The following is a 20,249-nucleotide window of genomic DNA, read 5'->3' as shown; positions in this document are numbered from 1 at the left end:
GGTGTTAACCCTTAAACGTTTCGATGCAGCAAGTCTGACGCCGCTTGCAGGCGATTGGTAGCATCGTGGAGCGAACAACGTTTATTCGCGCGCCGTATAGAAGAGGGATTCATGGCATCCACGCGGCCCGATCACATCACCGCTTCCAGCAGCGACCGCGTGGAGCTGCTGCAGACCTTCGTCCACATCGTGCAGGCTGGCAGCCTTTCCGCGGCGGCCGTGCAGCTGGGCTCGACCCAGCCGACGGTGAGCCGCCGGCTGCAGGCCCTGGAACTCTGGCTCGGCGTGAAGCTGCTGCAGCGGTCGACCCACGCGATGAAACTCACCGAAGACGGCGAGCGGTGTTTCGAGCGGGCCAAGGCGATGTTGGCCGACTGGCATGCGTTCGACGCCGAAATGCGCGGCGTCGACAACGAACCCGAAGGGACTTTGCGCGTGGTCGTGCCGCACGCCTTCGGACAGGCGCTGCTGGTGCGTCCGCTGGCCGAATACCTGCGCCGCTACCCGCGGGTGTCCGTGGAATGGCTGCTCCACGACAGGCAGCCCGACTTCGTTGCCGAGGGCGTCGATTGCGCCATCCATGTCGGGGAGGTGACTGATCCGATGGTGGTGGCGCGCAAGCTCTCCGAAGTCCCGCGCATCGCAGTGGCGGCCCCGAGCGTGCTGGCCGGGCGGCCCACCCCCACGCACGCCGGCATGCTGGCGGACTGGCCCTGGCTGGCGCTGCGCACCTTCTACCGCAATGAGCTGATGCTGGTGCACACGTCCACCGGCGAGCGGCAGCAGCTGGCGATCGCCCCGCGCATGATCACCGACAGCCTGTTCGCGCTGCGCAGCGCGGCACTCAACGGCCTGGGCGTGTGCGTCGGGTCCAGCTGGCTCTTCAAGGACGACCTGGCGCGCGGCGAGCTCGTCGAGGTGGTGCCCGACTGGCAGGCGCCGCCGCTGCCCGTGTTTCTCACATACCCGCCCGCACGCTTCTATCCCGCCAAGCTGCGCCAGTTCCTCGAGCTCGTTCGCCAGTCGGTGCCCGTGGCGCTGGACACCGCCGCACCCGTCGCTCCCATCACCCCCGCCACGGGCGGAACATGAGACCTGTGCCTAGAATTCGGCCTTCCCGCTGGACCGCCCCAAGACCACCCCTATGCATCTGATCGAACTTCGGATGCTCCGCCAATTCGTCAGCGTGGCCGAGCACGAAAGCATCTCCCGTGCGGCCGAGGCCCTGCACATTTCGGCGTCGCCCCTGAGCCGCACCATCCTGCAGCTCGAGGCGCGCGTGGGCTTCGCGCTGTTCGAACGGGTGGGCCGCTCGCTGCGCCTGAACAACGCCGGTCGCGAGCTGCTGGCGAATGCGCGCGAGCTGCTGCGAAGCAACGAGACCCTGATGCGCGACCTGCAGCGCAGGGCCGACGGCATCGGCGGCACGGTGGTGATCGGCCACATGGCCGGCGCGCTCTACAACGGCATCATCCCCGGCACGGCGCGGCAGGTGCAGCTCGCCCATCCCTCAATCGCCTTCCAGTTCGAGGGCGCGGAGGAGCTTCAGCAGCTCGAGGCACTGCGCCGCGGCCGGCTCGACTTCGCCGTGCAGACGCAGGAGGTGACCGATCCCTCGCTGGCGTCGCGCCTGTACAGCACCGAGAACTACGTGCTGCTCATGCCCAAGCGGCACCCGCTCGTCGCGGTGGCCGATATCCCCTTGCAGATGCTCGTCGACGCCCAGTGGGTGGTGACGCCCGAACGCAGCGGGCCCTCGCTGCGCGCGAAATTCATGACGGCCTGCCGCCGGCTGGGATTCGAGCCGCGCGTGGCTTGCGTGGCGGGCGACATCGTCTCGGCGCTCGCGCTGGTGGCCAACGAGTTCGGGCTGTGCGCGGCGCAGGAAAGCCTGGTGCAGTTCGCCGGCGAAATGATCGTCGCGCGGCCGCTGCCGCTGCTGGAGATGCAGACCGAGTACCGGATCGTCTGGCGGCCGGAGGCCGTGTCGCCCGCGGCGCAGCGCTTTCTCGATGCGCTGCCGCACGTGCCGCACCCTGCGCGCGTGCGCCGCGCGGCGCCGCCGAAGCACAGCGTGGCGCGGCCGGTGCGCGGGCGCGGCGAGGGCGCGCGAGGCCGTGCCTCCAAACGCTGAGCGCGCGGTGCGCGGCCGCACGGCCTGCAGTCACGCTCAGGACCGTTGCGCCTTCAGCACCACCGGCACGCCGGCAATGAAGGCATCGACACGCATGTCGATGAGCCGCTCGAGATTCCTGGGCGTGGGCAATTCGTAGATCCACTTGCGCACGCCGATGTAGAAGACGCTCGAATGCATGGCCCAGACGAGCTCGACCTCCTCGTCTTCTTCCTGGGCGTTGCGCGGTTCGGGAATGCCGTGGCTGTGACGCAGCTCGCGGGCAATCACCACGAAGTGCCGCTCGCGCAGGCGCGCGAGGTATTTCTGGTTGATGCCGCCGCGGCTGAGGCCCGCGTAGATGAAGATGCGCACCCATTCCCCGCGCAGCACGAAGCGCGCGTAGTCCTTCAGGTAGCGCTTGAGCCGCTCGGGCAGCGGCACCGAGCGGTCCGCCAGCCATTCTTCCCATTCCGGGTTCCAGCGCCGCACGAACACGTCCTCGTAGACGCGGTCGACCAGCGCCTCCTTGGTGGGAAAGTAGCGGTAGAGCAGGGGCTGCGTGATGCCGAGCTCGCCGGCCAGTTCGCGGGTGCTGGCATCGAAGCCCTTGCGCGCGAAGAACGCGGTCGCCGCCTGCACGATCTGGTGTTCGCGGTCCTCTGGCGCGAGGCGCCTTCGCGCCGGCGGCGCCGCGCTGTCTTGGACCCCGGGGGGCTTGCTGGTGGCCATGTGGGTCGGGATGTCCCTGGTTTATTGATCGATTGACAAATTAGCTCGCCCGCTTCAAAGTGATCGGACGATAAACAAAGGCGCCTGACGCGTCAAGGCGAGCGCCACGCGACGGAAATGATCCCATGAACCAGAGGACCTTGATCCGCAACGCCGACGTCATCACCATGGAAGATGCGTGCGGCGAGATCCGGGGATGCGACATCCTGATCGACAACGGCGCCATCGTGCGGGTCGCGCCGGACATCGCGTCCAGCCATGGGCCGAGCTGCGAGGGCGCGGCGGTGGTGGACGCGAGCGGCATGATCGCGCTGCCGGGCCTCATCGATGCGCACAACTGCATATGGCAGACGGTGCTTCGCGGCTATGTGCCCGACCTGTGGACGGGCAACTACTTCACCCGGCTGTTGCCGCTGCGACGTTACTTTCAGCCGGTCGACAACTTCAATTCAGGCTGTGTCGGCGGCCACGAGATGCTTTCCTATGGCACGACGACGGTGGTCGACTACTGCCACAACATCCGCGCGCCCGGCTATGCCGACGCTGCGATCGAGGGGCTGCGCGAGTCCGGCATCCGGCACGTCTTCACCTACTCGTTCATGAGCGAATTGCCCGACGCCTTCGACAGCGAGGCCGCGCGCTTCGCGGATGCGCGGCGGGTGTTCGAGCGCTTCGACGATCCGGGCAGCCGCACCACGGTGAACTTCGGCATCGAATCGATCGGGACGGCGAACGTGGCCGGCCAGCTTGCGTTCGCTCGCGCGCTGGGCGCTGCGAGCTGCATTCACCTGAACGCCCGGGGCGACGTCGCGGCGCTGGACGATCAGGGCCTGCTGGGGCCCGATCTGCTGGGCATCCACGGCAACCTGCTCACCGACGAGGAGCTGCGGCGCATGGCGCGCAGCGCGATGCCGCTGTGCTTCACGCCTTCGGCGGACGTGCAGGGCACGCCCGCCGACGTGGTGCGACGCGCCGCCGAGCACGGTGTGCCGGTGGTGTTCGGCTGCGACGTCCCATGCCACGTGGCGTCGGACCCCTTGATGCAGCTGCGCGTGATGTACGCCGTGCAGGGTTTCATCGACGGCCTGACGGCGCGTGCCCGCGAGGAAGTCACCGGCCGGAGGCCTGCTGTGCGTCCCGGCATGCCCCTGCTGCGGCCCGCCGACCTGATCCGCCGCGCGACCATCGGCTGTGCGCAGGTCCTGGGCATGGCCGACCGGATCGGCTCGCTCAAGGCAGGCAAGCGCGCGGACATCGTGCTCGTTCGAAAGGGCCTGTTCGGCGACTCGATCGCGGACGATCTGTGCGCCCACCTCCTGCTGCAGACCAGCGCGCGGGAGATCGACACGGTGTTCGTGGACGGACAGGCGCTGCTGTCCGGCGGGCGGCTGCTGAACCATGACGCGGGCCGCACCGCGCAGAGGGTCTCGCAGTCGAGGGCGGCCATCTTCGCTGCTGCGCGCAACGGCGCTTGAAGCGTGGCGCGGGGCTCGAGCCGCGCGAGGCCCGCGTCCTACTGGCGCATGCCCGCGAACTCGACGATGCGCCGATACTGGCCCGCGTCTTTCGTCATGATCTGCGCAAGGTTCTCGTCGCCGCGGCCGACCACGACGCCGATCAGCTCCAGGCGCTGGCGCACGGCCGGTTCGCGCAAGGTGTCCTTCAAGGCGGCCTGGAGCTTGGCGACGATGTCCGGCGGTGTCTTGCGCGGCGCCATCAGTGCATACCAGGCCACCAGGTCGTAGCCCTTGAGCGCGGGATGCTCGCCCAGCGCGGGCACGGCGGGCAGCAGGGCGATGCGCTGCGCGCTGGTCACCGCGACCGGCACGATGCGACCGCTGTCGATGAAGGGCTTGGCGGCCCCGGGCCCGAGGAATGCGAACTCGATCGAGCCGCCGGCCAGGTCGCTGCCGATGTTGCTCGCACCGCGATAGGGAATGTGCGTGATCGACAGCCCTGCCTGCTTCTTCACAAGCTCGCCCGAGAAGTGCAGCATCGAGCCGATGCCCGAGGTCCCGTAGCTGTACTTGCCCGGGTTCGCCTTCACGGCCGAGACGAACTGCTCGAGCGTCTTCACGCCGCTTTGCGTGGATGCGACCAGCACCAGCGGAATGGCACCCACGTAGCCCACGGGCACCAGGTCTTTCGAGGCGTCGTATTTCTGGGCCGGATTGAGCAGCTGCGTGGCGACGAATTCGCTGCTGGAGCCGAAGACCAGCGTGTGGCCGTCGGGCGCGGCGTTGACAACGCGCTGCACGCCGATGGCCCCGGCGGCGCCGCCCAGGTTCTCGACCACGACGGGGGCGGCGAGCTGCCTGGCGAGGCCATCGGCCACGGCGCGCCCCACGGCGTCGACGCTGCCGCCCGCCGGGTAGCCGATGACGATCGAGACGGGACGGCTCGGGTAGGCCACCTGGGCCTGTGCGAGGCCCGCCGCGAACAGCGCCGCCGCCAGCGCCAGCACGCCGCGGGCGCGAAGCAGCGTCTTCATGGGGCCTCCAGTTGCACGGCGGCGCGCCGGATTTCCTTGACGCCTTGGTCCGTGTCCACGCCGACGGCGTAGAAGCCCGCGGGGCCGCCGTTGTAGCGGATCTCGAAGGGAAAGCCGCGCGGCGAGGCCACATCGCCCAGCCAGGCGGCCAGCGCCGTCTCGGACTCGCCGATCTCGATCCACGCGATGCCGCGCCCGTGGGTGGTACCCGATCCCGGGACGACCGGCAGGCTCGCCGCATGCGTGCCCGCGTCGGGCTTGAAATACAGGTTGGGCTTGCCCGACGGCCATGCCGTGAGCGCGCTGGGTGTCTGCAGCGCGAAGCCGCGCGTCCCGTTCATCATCTGGCGCCCGGCGTCCTTGCCGGTCGTGCGCTCGTCCACCGTGGTGCGATGGTGCGCGGCGAACGCGTCGAGTTCTTCGCGGGTGTCCGCGCGAAGGCACCAGCCGATGAAGCGTTCGCCCGCCTGCGTCTGGCGCGCCATGAAGGCCGTGAAGGGAACGCCGTCTCGCAGCTTCCGCTGGTCCACGATGCTTTCAAGCTCGATGTACACGTCCGGCGCCAACGGCACCACGCGATGGCCGACGCCGTAGAGCGGAAAAAAGCCCCCGTCGTAGTTGCCCAGGCCCGTCTCCTGGCTGAGCCTGAAGGTGGATTCGTAGACGTTGGGCGTTGCGAGGCAAAGATGGTCGAAATGGATCAATTCGAGGTCCTTCCAGAATGGCGGCGATCGTTGGATGCGGGTGCTTGCGCCGGAGAGCTCCGGTACGCGTTCGACCGAATCTTCGGCGTCTTCACCATGTCTAGAAAGGACAATATTTATCAGTATTCATGACATTGCAGGTCATCCATGCCGCGCCGCAGCTGCTGCCAGGACGTGGGGCAGCGCCCGCGACGGGATGCCCCTGCGGCCACCTCGCGCCGCGTTCAGCACTGCGCGAACGCCAGCAGATCGCTGTTGACGTCGTCCTTGCGCGTGGTGCACATGCCGTGCGGCGCGCCCTGGTAGACCTTCAGCACCGCACCCTTCACCAGATTCGCCGACAGCAGCGCCGAGTCGGCGATGGGCACGATCTGGTCGTCGTCGCCGTGGAGGATGAGGGTCGGCACATCGAACTTCTTCAGGTCCTCGCTGAGGTCGGTTTCCGAGAAAGCTTTCACGCAGAAATACGAGGCCGGCATGCCTGCGGCCATGCCCTGCTGCCAGAACGATTCGCGCACCCCTTCGGACACCTTGGCGCCCGCGCGGTTGAAGCCGTAGAAGGGCATGCTCAGGTCCTTCCAGAACTGCGAGCGGTCGGCCAGCACGGCGGTGCGGATCTGGTCGAAGGCCGCCAGCGGTGTGCCGCCCGGGTTGGCGGGCGTCTTGACCATCAGCGGCGGCACGGCGCCGATGAGCACGGCCTTGGCCACGCGCGCGGTGCCGTGGCGGCCGATGTAGCGCGCGACCTCGCCACCGCCAGTCGAGTGGCCGACGTGAATGGCGTCCCTGAGGTCGAGCTTCTTCACCAGTTCGGCCAGGTCGTCGGCGTACGTGTCCATGTCGTTGCCCTGCCAGGGCTGGCTGGAACGGCCGTGGCCGCGGCGGTCGTGCGCGATGCAGCGAAAGCCTTGCGAGGCCAGCGCGAACATCTGGTCCTCGAAGGCGTCGGAAGACAAGGGCCAGCCGTGGCTGAACACGACGGGCTGGCCACTGCCCCAGTCCTTGTAGTAGATCTCGGTGCCGTCGGTGGTGGTGATGCTGCTCATGAAGAACTCCTGTGGGTGAATGGAGCCCTCACTGTCGACGCCGCGTGTTGCGCGGGCATTGCAGCGGGCGGTGTGCCTGTTTCAGCCGTAATGCGCCCTGCAAGCTCTCAGTCCCTCGCGCGCCTTCAGCGTGCGTCCAGCGCGTGCGCCAGGCTTTCCGCGAGCTCCTGCAACCCCAGCGGCTTGCGCAGCAGCGCGACCACGCCGGCGTCGCGCGCACGCTGCTCGAGCGCCGCACCGACATTGCCGCTGGCCAGGATCACCGGCAGGCCGGGGCGCAGGGCGAGCACCCTGGCGGCGAGCTCGCTGCCTGCCATGCCGGGGAGCATCTCGTCGGTGAGCACCGCATCGAAGCGCTGCGGGTCGGCCAGGAAGGCCTCCAGCGCGCGTTCGCTCGAATCGAAGCCGACCGGCTCGTAGCCCAGCTCGGCCAGCAGTTCCTCGGCCAGCTCGACCAGCGGCCGCTCGTCGTCCACCACCATCACGACCTGCCCGTTGCCGCGCGGCCAGGCCGGGTCGGGGCGCGCGGGCGGCGCCTCGGACTCGCCGCACACGGGCAGCCACACCGTCACGCGCGTGCCGTGGCCGGGCTCAGACTCGATGTCGATGGCGCCGCCCAGGTCGGTGACGATGCCGTGCACCATCGACAGCCCCAGGCCCGTGCCTTCGCCCAGCTTCTTGGTGGTGAAGAAGGGATCGAAGGCGCGCTGCAGCACCTCGGGCGGCATGCCTGCGCCGGTGTCGGCGACCACCAGCCGCACATAGGTGCCGGGAGCCAGTTCGCCATGCAGCATCGGCTGCGCCACGCTCGAGGTGGCGCGATCCAGCCCGACCGCGATGCTGCCGGCGTCGCCCAGCGCCTGGGCGGCGTTGGTGCACAGATTCATCACCACCTGGTGCAGTTGCGTGCCGTCGCCCAGCACGGCGGCCGTGCCGGCCTCCAGCCGCGTGTCGATGCGAATGGCCTCGGGCAATATCGGGCGCAGCATCGCCAGGGCCTCTTCCACCACGGCCTGGATGTTCACCGGCAGGCGCTCGGCCACGCCGCTGCGGCTGAACTCGAGAATGCGGCGCACCAGAACGCGCGCGCGCGCGCCGGCCTGCATCACGCGGTCGATGTAGCGGCGCATGTCGCTGCCGGGCTCGGCATGCTGCTGGGCCATCTCGCCGAAACCGAGGATCGCGCCCAGGATGTTGTTGAAGTCGTGGGCGATGCCACCGGCCAGCGTGCCCAGCGACTCCAGCCGCTGGGCCTTCTGCAGCCGCGCCTGCAGTGCCGCCTTCTCGGCCTCGCCGGCTTCCAGGCGCCGCAGTTGGCGCAACAGCCCGGCGATCGTGAGCACCACCAGCGTCGCGAGCAGCAGCGTGCGCACGATGGCGCTTCGCATCTCGTCGTGCCAGGGGCGCAGCGCATGGTGTTCGTCGCGCGTGATGGTCAGGGTCAGCGGCCGCTTGCCCAGGCCCACGGCGGCGACCAGCTTGGCCCTGCCGTCGACGGGGCTCACCGAGCGGTCGATCAGCGGGGCGCCCCGCAGCGCCGTGAGTTCCGGAAAGCGCTGGCCGCTGGGCATGCCGGGCTCCTCCGGCTGGCGCACCACCAGCGTGCCGTCGTCCAGCGTGAGCAGCAGCGCGCTGCCTTCCCCCAGCGCCAGGGCCGAATAGGCGGCCTGCAGTTCCTGCAAGGTGACGATGGCGGTGACGACCCCGTCGAAGCCACCCCCCGGCGCCGTGAGCCGGCGTGACACCACCAGGGCGGGGCGCCCGTCGGTGCGCGTGACGACCGGCTCGTTGATGAACAGGCCGTCCGCGGAGCCCTGGCGCTGATGCTGGAAGTACGGCCGGTCCGAGACGTCGGCCAGCGGCTCGCCCGTGACGCGCGAGCGGTGCCGCTGCCGGCCCTGGTCAACGGCCACATGTTGCGGACGATTGATGCGCACGACAACCTGCTGCCGCAGCACCGCTTCGTCAACGATGCCAATGGCACCGTGCTGTACGCGGACTATACGAGCGCGACCGACCCGAACACCGCCTACAACGGCCAGCGCCAGATGGTGGTGAACGGGGAGGTGCTCGGGCGCTATGGGCAGACGATCGACCAGCGCTATCCCCAAGGCAATCCGTTCATTCCGGGCGCCGATGTGATCAAGCCCGAGGTGAGTTTCAGCTTCGGGTACCAGCCGATCGACGGCAACTATCCTGCGGGCAGCCCTGGCGTGTATGCGGTGCAGGTCAACGACACCCTGCAAAGCATTGCCAAGGGCGCGTATGGGGACGGCAACCTCTGGTACCTGATCGCGGATGCGAACGGGCTGATGAGCAATGCGGATCTGCGCGCGGGCCAGGTGCTCACCATCCCCACGCGGGTGACGAGCGCGAACAACGTCAACACGTTCAAGCCTTACGACCCTAGCAAGATTGCGAACGATACGCCAACGATGCTGGCGCGGCCGCAGGATGAAAAGGGCTGCGGCGGGGTCGGTCAGGTGATCGTGGCGGTGGTGGCGGTCGTCGTCGCGGTCTATACCGGAGGAGCAGCGCTTTCAGCGATGGGAGCTACCGTCGGGACTGCAAGCACGGGTACCCTCGTGGCAGCAGGTGCGATCGGCGGCGCCGTAGGTTCCATTGCGAGCCAAGCAGTCGGGATCGCCATCGGAGCCCAGGACTCCTTCAGTTGGAAAGGCGTGGCATTGGGGGCGTTGGGAGGCGCCGTCAGCGCCGGCATCGGCGCTACCGGCTTGGAAAACGCTGTGTCTAACGGGAGCACGCCTCTTCTGGGCAGGGTCGTCACGCTGGCGCTCTCGAATGCGACCACTCAAGGCATCGCCGTGGTCACCGGGTTGCAGGACAAGTTCAGTTGGAAGTCGGTGGCTGCCAGCGCGGTAAGTGCGGGGGTCAGCCAGGGGCTGAATGCCGCCATGGACTACTACCCTGGGCAGTTGGGAGTCCAGTTCGACTTGGGCAAGAGCTTGATTTCAGGGCTGGGCGGTAGCTTGGTGGGGCAGGTGGTGCGCGGTGGTAGGGCCAATGCGGCAACGCTGGCATCAGACGCTTTTGGCAATGTCATCGGGGACAGCCTGGCAAGAGGCAGCGTCAGCGGTGGTGCCGCGCTGAGGCAAGGCATCGACCCGGCCAATCCGTACGGGTATCAGGGCTCTGGCGCAGGTATCACCGGGACTGGTAGTGCCAGCGGGTACAGCCAAGTCGCCTCGGGTGCCAATCCTGAAAGCTTTGACGACACATGGCGCGATGAAAGTTTGGCGCGCATGCGGGCGCAGGCAGACATTTCTCCAGCGTCCGCGTCGTCCAATGGAAGTTCAGCGATGCCGTCGATGTTCCCCGAACCCCAGTTGGTCGGCGGTGGGGTCGATTCACGAGGACTTCGTTACGGCGACTGGAGCAGTTCTGCGCAGACCTTCGAGGTGCCGAGGGGCGTGGCGTCCGGCACGCCGGTGTCGACTATGGGCCCGCTGCCGTCTCCTTATGCGCCACAGGTCCCTTTATCTGGTGGTTCCTCTGAAACTCAATATTCGATTGGTGTCTCAGGGACCGTGTTTGTGCCATTGACGCCGCTCGGTGTCCCCGCAGTAGGCATCGGGGGTGGAGCGGGAATCGGTGTTTCGACAGATGGAAGCTTGCGCGGGACATCTTTCTTCGGGCAAGTTCAAGCCAATGGGATGGTCGGGGTTGGGGCCTACGCTGGTATTGGCCTTGCCCCCGGAATATCTCGTTCTGACGGGCCACCTGCAAGAGGCTGGAGCACGTCGACAGCGGGGTACTTTGAAGCGGATGCAGGCATGGGTGTCTCGGGAGGGTTTGGTGGCACCATCGACGACAATGCAAAAATTAGCGGGGGAACTGCAGGAATTCCAGTGCGAATTATTCCTGGGGTGGGATACGGAGCAGCAGCTGGGGTGGGGGTGACTACCTCCACCACGTATACGAGCAGAACTATCGGCGACATGTTGGGAAATCTTAATCCACAGCCCATTACTGGAGCGAGAAAGCCATGAAATTTGGTCATGTCCTTAGCCGCCCGGTGTTTGCAATCGGGTTGCTCGCGTCGACAGTCGCGCTACTATCTCTGGTGGGGCTTTGGTTTTTTGAGATGCCTCAGCTGATGGGAACATTCAAGGGCGGCTTGGCGATTGCTTATTTTTCGTTCTTGGCGCAGTGTTATATCGACCGGAAACCAATTCAGGTCAGAGACGGTTCTTCCGTCTCGCTGGCTGAAAATCCTATTCTCTACCGCTCTATATACGCGTTCTTCGCAATGTTTGGAGTGGGCTGGGCGGCAATATTGTTCCTGTGAGCTTTGGCGCGCCAAATGTGTTTGGCAATGCGCTGGGGGACAGTCTGGCGGCGGCCAACGGGCAAGGCCGCAGCGCTGGCGGCCGCCAGACAAATCCTTACGACGACACTTGGCGCAGCGATAACGAAAACAGGATGATGGCGCTGGCTGGTCAGTCCGCAGAGCAGGACTATTACAGTCCAGTCGGCGGCGGGCCTGCTTTGACACCACTGCCACAGGTTTCTCTCGGCACATCGATGCTCAACGCCGGCATGGCCGCTGGTGATGCGATGGCCCGCTCTGCGGGTCTAGCAAGCGCAGGTGCAACGAGCACCTATGGCCCGATGCGGCCGATCTCAGGCGGTATCAATGATTTGGGTCAGCCGTACTACATCTGGAATGCAGAAGGCACGCGGACGGATGCGATTGCGCCGCAGGGATACGACAGCTGGGTAGCTCAACTGCCAAGCGCTGGAAATCTGCCTTCGCCTTATGGGCAGCAGCCAAATGATGGCGGGATTGATTGGGGAAGTGCGCTTGGTGGAGGCTTTTCGTTCCCGCAAAGCCCAGTACCAGACCAGCCAACGATGAGCTACGCCGAGCAGATGAGCAACGTCGGTCGAGCAGTCTGGGTTGGTGCCGTTGGTGCGACTGAAATGGTGCTGAAGGGAGCCTACAACTATGGCGTTCGATTGGCCGGCGGCGTTGCGTCAATTCCGTATCTGCTGGACTCGGTGGATGCGGCCGTCGCTGTACAGGAAGGTTTCAAGGAGCGCTTCGGCGCTGAACTCAAGAGCGAGGGCGCGCGCGCCTTTGGTCAAGCCATGCAGCCAGTGGGTCAGTGGGTGCAGGGCAATATCGTCAATCCGGTCTTGGCGTACTCGGAGAGCAAGATTGGCATTGGACCAACAGCCTTCCTGAGTGCTTCAGCACAGGCGGGCTTGGAGATCGCGGGCGTAGTGACAGGAGCGCGTGCCGCACAAGGGTTCCTTGATGAAGTTGCGTTTGTTGGAATGGCGCCTCGTGGGGCGTTGAATGGTGCCATTCCAGGCGCAGAGGCCTTAGCCGCTGTTCGTGTCTATAGTGGTAACGCGATCCGTCAGGACATTTTGACGGCATTGCCCGAAGGCGCGAGTTTGGTACAGACCACGCGCGGCGGTGCAGCCATCGTGCGCTTTGGAGACGATGCGTTCTACAACGTTCCGAGGCAGGCCAATGCGGCTGCCTATAGCCAAGTGTTCTCTGACCTCAGGACGATGGACTGTTGAGTTCCATGCAATCCTGACCCGGCATTTCCATCCAATATTGACCCACCCTCTTTGTGAGCCCTGTGGCTCACGGTGTGGATAAGTTTTTGGTCTTCTCCTTCTTTCTGGGTTGGTCTGCCTGAACGGGTTGAGCCGAGCTGTGCTTGAAGCGGAAGCTGTCGTTGCCGGTCTCCAGGATGTGGCAATGATGCGTGAGCCGGTCCAGTAGCGCCGTCGTCATCTTCGCATCGCCGAACACGCTGGCCCACTCGCTGAAGCTCAGGTTCGTGCTGATCACCACGCTCGTGCGCTCGTAGAGCTTCGAGAGCAGATGGAACAACAGCGCCCCGCCCGAGGCGCTGAACGGTAGGTAGCCGAGCTCGTCGAGGATCACCATGTCCGCGTACATCAGCCGATGCGCGATGTGCCCCGGGTTGCCGCTGGCCTTCTCCTCCTCGAGCGCGTTGACCAGTTCGACCGTGGAGAAGAACCTCACATGCCGGTGGTGATGCTCGATGGCCTGCACACCCAGCGCCGTGGCGATGTGGGTCTTGCCCGTGCCCGGGCCACCGACGAGCACCACGTTCTGGGCGTCCTCCATGAACTCGCATCGGTGCAACTGCCGCACCAAGGCTTCGTTGACCTCGCTGTGCGCGAAGTCGAAGCCTGTGAGGTCGCGGTAGGCCGGGAAGCGTGCCAGCTTCAACTGGTAGGCCACCGAGCGCACCTCGCGTTCGGCCGTCTCGGCCTTGAGCAACTGCGAGAGCATTGGCTGTGCGGCCTCGAACGCCGGCGAGCCCTGCTCGGCAAGCTCGGCCACGGCATGCGCCATGCCGTGCATCTTGAGTTCACGCAGCATGATCACGATGGCTGCACTGGCGGGGTCATGGCGCATGGCGCACCTCCTGGATGATGATCGGATCGACTGCAGTCACGCGTCCTCTGAGGGAGTCATAGCGCAACACGTTGGCTTGGGGCTCGTTCGCCAAGCGCAACGCCTGAGGGGCGGTGACTGGTGCGGGTGCGACCGGGTTGCCATCGAGCAGCCGGTGCAGCACGTTGAGCACATGCGTCTTGCTCGCTACGCCGGCTTCCAGGGCCAGCTCGACCGCGGTCAGCACGGCCTGCTCGTCGTGGTGAAGGACGAGTGCGAGGATCTCCACCATCTCCCGGTCGCCACCCGGTTGCTTGAGCAGGACGGTCTGCAACCGTCGGAAGCCTTGCGGCAGCTCACTGAAGGGTGCGCCGTTCCTGAGCGTCCCGGGCTTGCGCTGCAGCACCGCGAGGTAGTGACGCCAGTCGTAGACGGTCTGGCCGGCCGTGTCGTGGCGGCGGTCGATGATCCGCGTGTGCTCGCACAGGAGCTGCCCCTCGGCCGCCACGACCAGGCGGTCCGCATAGACCCGCAGGCTCACCGGGCGGTTCGCATACGACGCGGGCACGCTGTAGCGGTTGCGCTCGAAGTGCACCAGACAGGTCGGTGAGACGCGCTTGGTGTGCTCGACGAAGCCGTCGAAGGGACGAGGCACGGGCATCAGCAGCGGTCGCTCCTGGGCCCACACGTCGGCCAGGGTGCCGGGCAGCTTGCCGTGGGCGATCTCGCTCCACAGCGCCTTGCAGCGGTGCTCGAGCCAGTCGTTGAGCAGCGGCAGCGTCGCGAACGCAGGCACGGGCTGCCACAACCGGTGACGCGCATCGCGCACGTTCTTCTCCACCTGACCCTTCTCCCAGCCCGAAGCCGGGTTGCAGAACTCGGCCTCGAACAGGTAGTGGCTGACCATGGCGCTGAAGCGTGCGTTGACGTCGCGCTCCTTGCCTCGGCGCACGCGATCCACGGCTGTCTTCATGTTGTCGTAGATGCCGCGTCGCAGCACGCCGCCCAACACCTCGAAGGCGCGGTTGTGCGCGTCGAACAGCATCTCGTGGGTCTGCAGCGGGTACGCCCGCACGAAGAAGGCACGGCTGTAGCTGAGCTTGAAGTGCGCGACCTGCAGCTTAGTGCGCTCCCCGCCGATGACCGCCCAGTCCTCGCTCCAGTCGAATTGGAACGCCTCGCCCGGGCCGAAGACCAAGGGTACGAAGGTGCCTCGCCCGGTGGTCTGCTGAGCCTCGTGACGGCGCGCATGCCACGCCCGTGCGAAGGCGGCCACGCGCTTGGTAGCCGAGCGCGACCAGGTCGGCGTGCATCTGCTTGAGGGTGCGCCGCTGCTTGCGCGGCCTGGATGCCTCGCTCTTGAGCCACGCGCCGAGCTTCTCGGCATACGCGTCGAGCTTGCTCGGGCTGACCCGCTTCGCATAGCTGGGCGTCGCTTCGCCGTCGCGCAGGTACTTGCGGATGGTGTTGCGAGACAGGCCCGTGCGTCGAGCTATCTCCCGGATGGACAGTTGCTCACGCAATGCCCAACGTCTGATGACACTCAGTGTCGCCACGTCAATCACTCCTGTGCTCCTGCCGCTAAAAGCAGCAGGTTAGGGTTCCTACGTGGGTCAGTTTTGGATGGAAATCGCCGGGCTTAGTGGGTCAGTTCTGGATGGAAATCAACAGCCACACCTTGTCGGCGCCGTAGACCTGCATGTTGGCCTGCCAGACACGTTCAATCTGTGGCATCAACATCTCATCGCGATGAGCCCGGGTGCAGCGCTTGTGGGGCTCGCGCAGGAGCGCCGCATGCCTTCGATATGCCGACGGGGCGACCTGCAAGACTTTGCAGAGCGGCTCGACCCAGAAGGCATCGCGATGCTTGTCGATGAAGCCCTTCAGGACTTGAGCCGGCGGTCGAGCTCCGCCTGGGCGAAAAACGCGCTGGCCAGCTTCAATATCTCGTTGGCCCGGCGCAGCTCCTTGACCTCGCGCTCCACTTCCTTCATCCGCTGGGCCTCACTGGTCGTGATGCCTTCGCGCACGCCAGTGTCAACTTCGGCACGCTTGACCGATTCGTTCAAGGTTTGCGGCACACATCCAATCTTCGGCGCGATGGACTCGATGGCCGCCCACAGCGACGGGTACTCCCCACGGTGCTCCTGCACCATCCTCACTGCGCGCTCACGCACCTCGGGTGAGAACTTGTTCGACTTGCTCATGGCTCAATCCTCTCAGAGTGTTGAGCCTCCGCGAAACCCGGGGCGATTCACTCGATGACTTGACCTTTTCCTGGTTAGAGACCCAGACGCCGGATCAGTAACAGTTAGAGCCGGTGGTTCAGACCAAAGAGCTTTCTCCCAATCAGCACTCAATCGGTAGCCTTGAGCCGGCTGGCGTATTCGAGGAGTAGCTTTCGCTGCTTCATATCCAACTGACCGAACCAAAGGATCAGCTTGGCCAGGTCGTCATCGGCTGAATAGAAATAAGCAAGTGGGACACGAAGCTCCTCTGCAAGGCGATTCGCAAATGCAACGTTGGGCTCGTGTATTCCGCTCTCGTACCGAGAGATGCGAGCGCTTGCGGTTCCTTCGTCCAGTCCTGCCTTGACGCCGAGTTTGTCTTGCGGCAGCCCGGCCGCCAGTCTGGCAAGTCGCAACCGAGCGCCGAAGACCGAACGAGATGGAGAGGGGCTGTTTTTCACCCTACGATACTCGTAATGCCGGTCGCCAAAGTCTCTACGTTTATCGTAGAATCGATGCATATCGGATCGCGCCAGGCTGCTACTCGTGACCAATCGAACGCTTGCATCTCCTTTGCCGACGGCCCGACCGCTGCGCTTGCCGGTCTCGGTGACGCGCGGGCGGTCTCGGCCGCTTGCATCTGTTGTGCGGAGCCTGTCTGCTGCACGCATCGGTGCGCAGGTAAGGGCGCTGCGTATGGCCTCGGGACGGTCTGCGGGCCAGCTCGCGCTGGCGTCGGATATCTCGGCCTCGATGCTTTCGCGGATCGAACGGGGGCTCGTCTCGCCCTCGGTGGAGACCTTGGAGCGGCTTGCGCAGGGGCTGCATGTGCCGGTGTCTCGCTTCTTCGGGGACCAGGCGCGGCGCACGGACTTCTGCCATGTGAGGGCAGGGCAGGGGCTGGTGGTCGACCGCATCGGCGCGGTGGAAGGCTACCGGTACGAGCTGCTGGGGCATTCGCTGTCGGGCAACCTGTTCGTGGAGCCCTACCTGGTAACGCTTTTGCCGGAGGCGGGACCGTACGTGACCTTCCAGCATCCGGGGCTCAAAGTCCTGCACTTTCTGTCGGGGGTGGTGACTTACCGCTATGGAGCGAAGGCAGTAGAGGTCGGGGCAGGGGACACGCTGCTGTTTGATGCGACGGCGCTGCATGGGATCGAGGCGATCCATTCGGGGCCGGTGTCGTACCTCTCGGTGGTCTTCACGCTGCGCGATTGACCCTAAAAGTTGACGCTACCTCAACATCGATTCTCATCAATGTGGTGAGATCGTGCTTCCGCCGCTGCTCTCTGGTTCGATAAGCAGGTTCATCGCTGCTCAAAATTTATGGGGAGGATAATTGGCGTCAACTGACAGAGGCGGACTTGTTCCAGCGGGTTGAATGACCGCCCGACGATCTTGGAGAGAAAAGTGCGCTTGCTGATTGCTTTGATTCTGCCCTGGCTGACGTTCTTCACCATCGGCAGGCCGATTGCCGGAGTGATCTGTCTCGTTCTCCAGCTCACGATCATCGGCTGGTTGCCGGCAACCATCTGGGCGGTGTACGGGCTGGGGCAGTACAAGACCGACAGGAAGATCGAAAAGGCGCTCAGCCAGATGACGTGAGGGCCGATGGCGCTGGTAGCCAACCCGCGCTTCTCAATCTGGCCGTGCATCTGGCTGAGGTGATTCGGCAGCTTGCCCCGGCCTGAAAAAAAGCGGACCTCATCCTCCTGTGCCATTGCGCGCGGCATGTCGATGGCGTCCCCTTGGTTCCGCCGTGCAGTGCGTCCCCTCCCGTCCTTTCTGAAGTTTGGCATGCCGAACAGGCGGCGACCGCGCGCGCGAATCCGACTCCGCCTGTCGAAAGTCGCAGCTTTCCGAAGATCTATCCCGATGCCGAATTGGCTCGGAGTTCCTTCTTGTAGCGTTTCATGAGGGATTGCATGAGCTCTGCGGGATCTGCTTCTAGCCCGTTGCACAGTAGGACGAGGCTGGTCAGCGAGGGACTCGAGGTGCCCGTCTCCAGTTTGGCGATGAACGTGCGATTGAGTCCCGACGCAAATCCAAGCTCCTCCTGATTGAAGCCGCGCACCGCTCGCCGAGCTTTGAGCTCGGCTGCAAAGGCCTTCAGCAGTGCGGGATCCTGCGTCGATCGCATGCGATGACTCTCATCGCATGGTCTTCTTTATGCACCCGCTTGTATGGTACAAAACGTCAGCTGCGACGTCCTCGTATCGAATTTGGATCGAGGGTGGCGCCGGAGAACTCGGCCAGAACTCTTCGATTCAGGCCTTCCTTGCGGGCACGAAATCCAGATGACGCGTCGCCAAATCACCTCGCCCCTTCCTACCGCACGACCGCTGCGTCTGCCGGCCTCGGTCACGCGTGTCCGGCCGAAGGGGCCGGCGCCGGCGCCGCGCAACCCCTCCATGTCGCGCATCGGCATGCAGGTCAAGGCACTGCGCATGGCGGCGGGGCTATCGGCCGGGCAACTCGCCTTGGCGTCGGAGATCTCGGCGTCGATGCTCTCGCGGATCGAACGGGGGCTCGTGTCGCCCTCGGTGGAGACCTTGGAGCGGCTTGCGCAGGGGCTGCACGTGCCGGTGTCACGCTTCTTCGGGGATCAGGCCCGGCGCACGGATTTCTGCTATGTGAGGGCAGGGCAGGGGCTCGTGGTCGACCGTATCGGCGCCGTGGAGGGCTACCGGTACGAGCTTTTGGGGCATTCGCTGTCGGGCAACCTGTTCGTGGAGCCCTATTTGGTGACGCTGCTGCCGCAGGCAGGGCCGTACGTGACCTTCCAGCATCCGGGGCTCAAAGTCCTGCACTTCCTGTCGGGGGCGGTGACCTACCGGTATGGCGCGAAATCGGTGGAGGTCGGTGCAGGGGACACGCTGCTGTTCGATGCGACGGCGCTGCACGGTATCGATGCGATCCATTCGGGACCGGTGTCGTACCTCTCGGTGGTTTTCACGCTGCGCGATTGAACGGCTCGCGGCGACACCGTCAGCCTGTTGATCGAGGGGGCTGCCGATCAGGCTCGTCGCTCGGGCATTCGCCCACACCTGTTCTTTTTTACTTCGCTTGGCTTCGGTGTCCGGCATGCCGAACACCGAAGGAGCTTTGGCCAGCAGTCGAAAATGGGCTCTCCCCTTCGATGAAAAGGGCGAGGACGGCTTGGACACCGGTGAGGTCCCCTGCGGCGGCGGGCATGGTCGGCCTGCGGCGAACGTCTCGCCCTGAAGTTCTCCATCAAATCTCGACACGGCCTCATCCGAGCCCCAACGCTGTCCTTGAACAATCGTCTTTTGTTGCTGCTCGCGGAGGTCCGCCAGCTTCTCAAAGACACTCATGAAGATCGATTTTCTGCTCCGCCAGGGCGGCATGTTCGCCCTGGCATTGGTCCTGATCGCTGGCTGCGGCGGCGCGGAGACCGAAACCGGGCAGGCTGCGCCGCCCGCGCCCATCGTCTCGGTCATGACGGTGCGTGCCACCCGGCTGGCGCTGACGCAGGACCTGCCAGGTCGCGTGGCGGCCGTGCGCGTCGCTGAAATCCGTCCACAGGTCAGCGGCATCGTCCAGCGTCGGCTGTTCGAGCAGGGCACGGAGGTGCGCGCAGGCCAGGGCCTGTTCCAGATCGATCCGGCTGCGTTCAAGGCGGAAGTGGAGACGGCGGCGGCAAGCGTGCAGCGTGCCGAGGCCGCGCTGGCACGCGCACGGACGCAGGCGACCCGTCTCCAGCCCCTGGTCGAGGCCGATGCGGTCAGCGGCCAGGCCTACGACGACGCGGTCTCGCAGCGCGAACAGGCTGCCGCCGACCTGAAACAGGCCCGCGCGACCCTGGCGCGACGACAGCTCGACCTCCAGTTCGCGCGGGTGGAGGCGCCGATCTCCGGGCGCATCGACCAGGCCCTGGTCACCGAGGGCGCCCTCGTCGGCAGCGGCGACACCCATCCGATGGCGCGCATCCAGCAGATCGACCAGGTCTACGTGGACCTGCGCCAGCCGGCCGGGTCGCTCGACGCGCTGCGTGATGCGCTTTCAACGCATCAGCCGGGCTCCCGGGACGGTCTGGCGGTGACCCTGCTGCGAAGCCATGGCGAGCCCTACACAGCCAAGGGGCGCATCCTGTTCTCCGGTATGAACGTCGACGCCGGAACCGGCGCCGTGCTGCTGCGCGTGCTCGTGGACAACCCTTTGCGCGAGCTCCTGCCCGGCATGTTCGTTCGGGCGCGGGTACCGCAAGCCAGCCATGCCCAGGCCCTCATGGTGCCGCAGCAGGCGGTGGTTCACGTGGCGGGCCAGCCCCAGCTGTGGGTGCTCAGCGACCAAGGACAGGCGCACCGCAAGGCGGTCGACCTGGGTGAGTTGGTCGGGCGCAGCTACCGCGTGCGTTCCGGGCTCAATGCTGGCCAGAGGGTCGTCGTCGAAGGCATGGAGCGCCTGTCCGAGGGCGCATCCGTGACGTCCCGGGACTGGAAGCCGGCGGATGTGGCCACGGCGGCAGCCGACGCCGCCGACGCCGCGGCCGCCCGCTGAGAACG

General features: G+C 65.7%; 18 protein-coding genes, 2 pseudogenes and 1 other annotated feature. Of the genes and pseudogenes, 10 read left to right on the top strand and 10 right to left on the bottom strand.

Features of this window, described 5'->3' with window-relative positions; translation table 11 throughout:
• The first annotated feature begins 111 nt into the window (after positions 1-111).
• Together C4F17_RS28435 and C4F17_RS28430 are read left to right on the top strand one after the other, a co-directional pair.
• Complete coding sequence (locus C4F17_RS28435; RefSeq protein ID WP_106937852.1) at positions 112-1,092, top strand: LysR family transcriptional regulator; 981 nt, start codon at positions 112-114, stop codon at positions 1,090-1,092.
• Between the two features lie 73 nt (positions 1,093-1,165).
• Entirely contained in the window at positions 1,166-2,134 is a 969-nt protein-coding gene (locus tag C4F17_RS28430; protein WP_159053763.1) for a LysR family transcriptional regulator, read from the top strand.
• A gap of 36 nt (positions 2,135-2,170) precedes the next feature.
• On the opposite strand, the gene C4F17_RS28425 is transcribed toward C4F17_RS28430, so the two are convergent.
• Positions 2,171-2,845, bottom strand: a complete 675-nt coding sequence (locus C4F17_RS28425) for a TetR/AcrR family transcriptional regulator (protein WP_106937850.1) — start codon at positions 2,843-2,845, stop codon at positions 2,171-2,173.
• A 125-nt stretch (positions 2,846-2,970) separates the two neighbouring features.
• Here C4F17_RS28425 and C4F17_RS28420 point away from each other — a divergent pair, with 125 nt between their 5' ends.
• A complete protein-coding gene (locus C4F17_RS28420) occupies positions 2,971-4,320 on the top strand; it encodes an amidohydrolase family protein (protein WP_106937849.1) in 1,350 nt (449 codons plus the stop codon).
• 38 nt (positions 4,321-4,358) lie between these two features.
• Here the strand turns inward: C4F17_RS28420 and C4F17_RS28415 are convergent, their stop codons facing one another.
• The 4 genes from C4F17_RS28415 to C4F17_RS28400 form a co-directional block, all read right to left on the bottom strand.
• The gene (locus tag C4F17_RS28415; RefSeq protein ID WP_106937848.1) at positions 4,359-5,336 is read right to left on the bottom strand and encodes a Bug family tripartite tricarboxylate transporter substrate binding protein; all 978 of its coding nucleotides are present in this window, start codon (positions 5,334-5,336) and stop codon (positions 4,359-4,361) included.
• Positions 5,333-6,040 (bottom strand): VOC family protein, encoded by a 708-nt coding sequence (locus C4F17_RS28410; protein WP_159053762.1) that lies wholly within the window; start codon positions 6,038-6,040, stop codon positions 5,333-5,335. Before C4F17_RS28410 ends, C4F17_RS28415 begins: the two co-directional genes overlap by 4 nt.
• Before the next feature lie 224 nt (positions 6,041-6,264).
• Positions 6,265-7,086 (bottom strand): alpha/beta fold hydrolase, encoded by an 822-nt coding sequence (locus tag C4F17_RS28405; RefSeq protein ID WP_106937846.1) that lies wholly within the window; start codon positions 7,084-7,086, stop codon positions 6,265-6,267.
• Between the two features lie 125 nt (positions 7,087-7,211).
• Positions 7,212-9,023, bottom strand: coding sequence for an ATP-binding protein (locus tag C4F17_RS28400; RefSeq protein ID WP_159053761.1), 1,812 nt, complete (start codon positions 9,021-9,023; stop codon positions 7,212-7,214).
• Between C4F17_RS28400 and C4F17_RS28395 the strand changes: the two genes are divergently transcribed.
• Genes C4F17_RS28395 through C4F17_RS32995 form a run of 3 tightly spaced genes read left to right on the top strand, consistent with a single transcriptional unit; the run spans position 9,000 to position 12,642 of the window.
• Positions 9,000-11,096, top strand: coding sequence for a LysM peptidoglycan-binding domain-containing protein (locus C4F17_RS28395; RefSeq protein ID WP_159053760.1), 2,097 nt, complete (start codon positions 9,000-9,002; stop codon positions 11,094-11,096). The genes C4F17_RS28400 and C4F17_RS28395 overlap by 24 nt on opposite strands.
• Entirely contained in the window at positions 11,093-11,395 is a 303-nt protein-coding gene (locus C4F17_RS28390) for a hypothetical protein (RefSeq protein WP_106937843.1), read from the top strand. The genes C4F17_RS28395 and C4F17_RS28390 overlap by 4 nt, the downstream gene beginning before the upstream one ends.
• On the top strand, positions 11,392-12,642 hold the full coding sequence (locus C4F17_RS32995) for a hypothetical protein (protein ID WP_159053759.1): 1,251 nt from the start codon (positions 11,392-11,394) through the stop codon (positions 12,640-12,642). The genes C4F17_RS28390 and C4F17_RS32995 overlap by 4 nt, the downstream gene beginning before the upstream one ends.
• 67 nt (positions 12,643-12,709) lie before the next feature.
• Here the strand turns inward: C4F17_RS32995 and istB are convergent, their stop codons facing one another.
• The 4 genes and pseudogenes from istB to C4F17_RS33780 form a co-directional block, all read right to left on the bottom strand.
• Positions 12,710-13,516 (bottom strand): IS21-like element helper ATPase IstB, encoded by an 807-nt coding sequence (gene istB, locus C4F17_RS28380; protein ID WP_106937841.1) that lies wholly within the window; start codon positions 13,514-13,516, stop codon positions 12,710-12,712.
• A pseudogene (gene istA, locus C4F17_RS28375) lies at positions 13,506-15,060 on the bottom strand (IS21 family transposase). The gene istB and the pseudogene istA overlap by 11 nt, the downstream one beginning before the upstream one ends.
• Before the next feature lie 106 nt (positions 15,061-15,166).
• Positions 15,167-15,702: pseudogene (locus C4F17_RS28370) on the bottom strand (transposase); the annotation flags it as partial.
• Positions 15,308-15,424 (bottom strand) — a sequence feature (AL1L pseudoknot). It overlaps the preceding pseudogene by 117 nt.
• A gap of 149 nt (positions 15,703-15,851) precedes the next feature.
• The gene (locus C4F17_RS33780; RefSeq protein WP_325003167.1) at positions 15,852-16,394 is read right to left on the bottom strand and encodes a helix-turn-helix domain-containing protein; all 543 of its coding nucleotides are present in this window, start codon (positions 16,392-16,394) and stop codon (positions 15,852-15,854) included.
• 25 nt (positions 16,395-16,419) lie between these two features.
• Between C4F17_RS33780 and C4F17_RS28360 the strand changes: the two genes are divergently transcribed.
• Together C4F17_RS28360 and C4F17_RS28355 are read left to right on the top strand one after the other, a co-directional pair.
• Entirely contained in the window at positions 16,420-16,941 is a 522-nt protein-coding gene (locus C4F17_RS28360; RefSeq protein WP_234383121.1) for a helix-turn-helix domain-containing protein, read from the top strand.
• Positions 16,942-17,133: 192 nt separating this feature from the next.
• Positions 17,134-17,328 carry a YqaE/Pmp3 family membrane protein gene (locus tag C4F17_RS28355; RefSeq protein ID WP_106938488.1) on the top strand — a complete coding sequence of 65 codons (195 nt, stop codon included), beginning with the start codon at positions 17,134-17,136 and terminating at the stop codon, positions 17,326-17,328.
• 262 nt (positions 17,329-17,590) lie between these two features.
• Here the strand turns inward: C4F17_RS28355 and C4F17_RS28350 are convergent, their stop codons facing one another.
• Positions 17,591-17,863 (bottom strand): helix-turn-helix domain-containing protein, encoded by a 273-nt coding sequence (locus C4F17_RS28350; RefSeq protein WP_106937839.1) that lies wholly within the window; start codon positions 17,861-17,863, stop codon positions 17,591-17,593.
• Positions 17,864-18,170: 307 nt separating this feature from the next.
• On the opposite strand from C4F17_RS28350, the gene C4F17_RS28345 reads away from it, so the two are divergent.
• Positions 18,171-18,692, top strand: coding sequence for a helix-turn-helix domain-containing protein (locus C4F17_RS28345; protein ID WP_234383175.1), 522 nt, complete (start codon positions 18,171-18,173; stop codon positions 18,690-18,692).
• A 364-nt stretch (positions 18,693-19,056) separates the two neighbouring features.
• Positions 19,057-20,244, top strand: a complete 1,188-nt coding sequence (locus C4F17_RS28340) for an efflux RND transporter periplasmic adaptor subunit (RefSeq protein ID WP_106937837.1) — start codon at positions 19,057-19,059, stop codon at positions 20,242-20,244.
• Positions 20,245-20,249 lie beyond the last annotated feature (5 nt).

It is taken from the genome of Variovorax sp. PMC12 (assembly GCF_003019815.1).
In the GTDB taxonomy this organism is placed as follows: Bacteria; Pseudomonadota; Gammaproteobacteria; order Burkholderiales; family Burkholderiaceae_C; genus Variovorax.
Note: the sequence above shows the minus strand (reverse complement) of the source record. Positions and strands in the feature narration are given on the sequence as shown.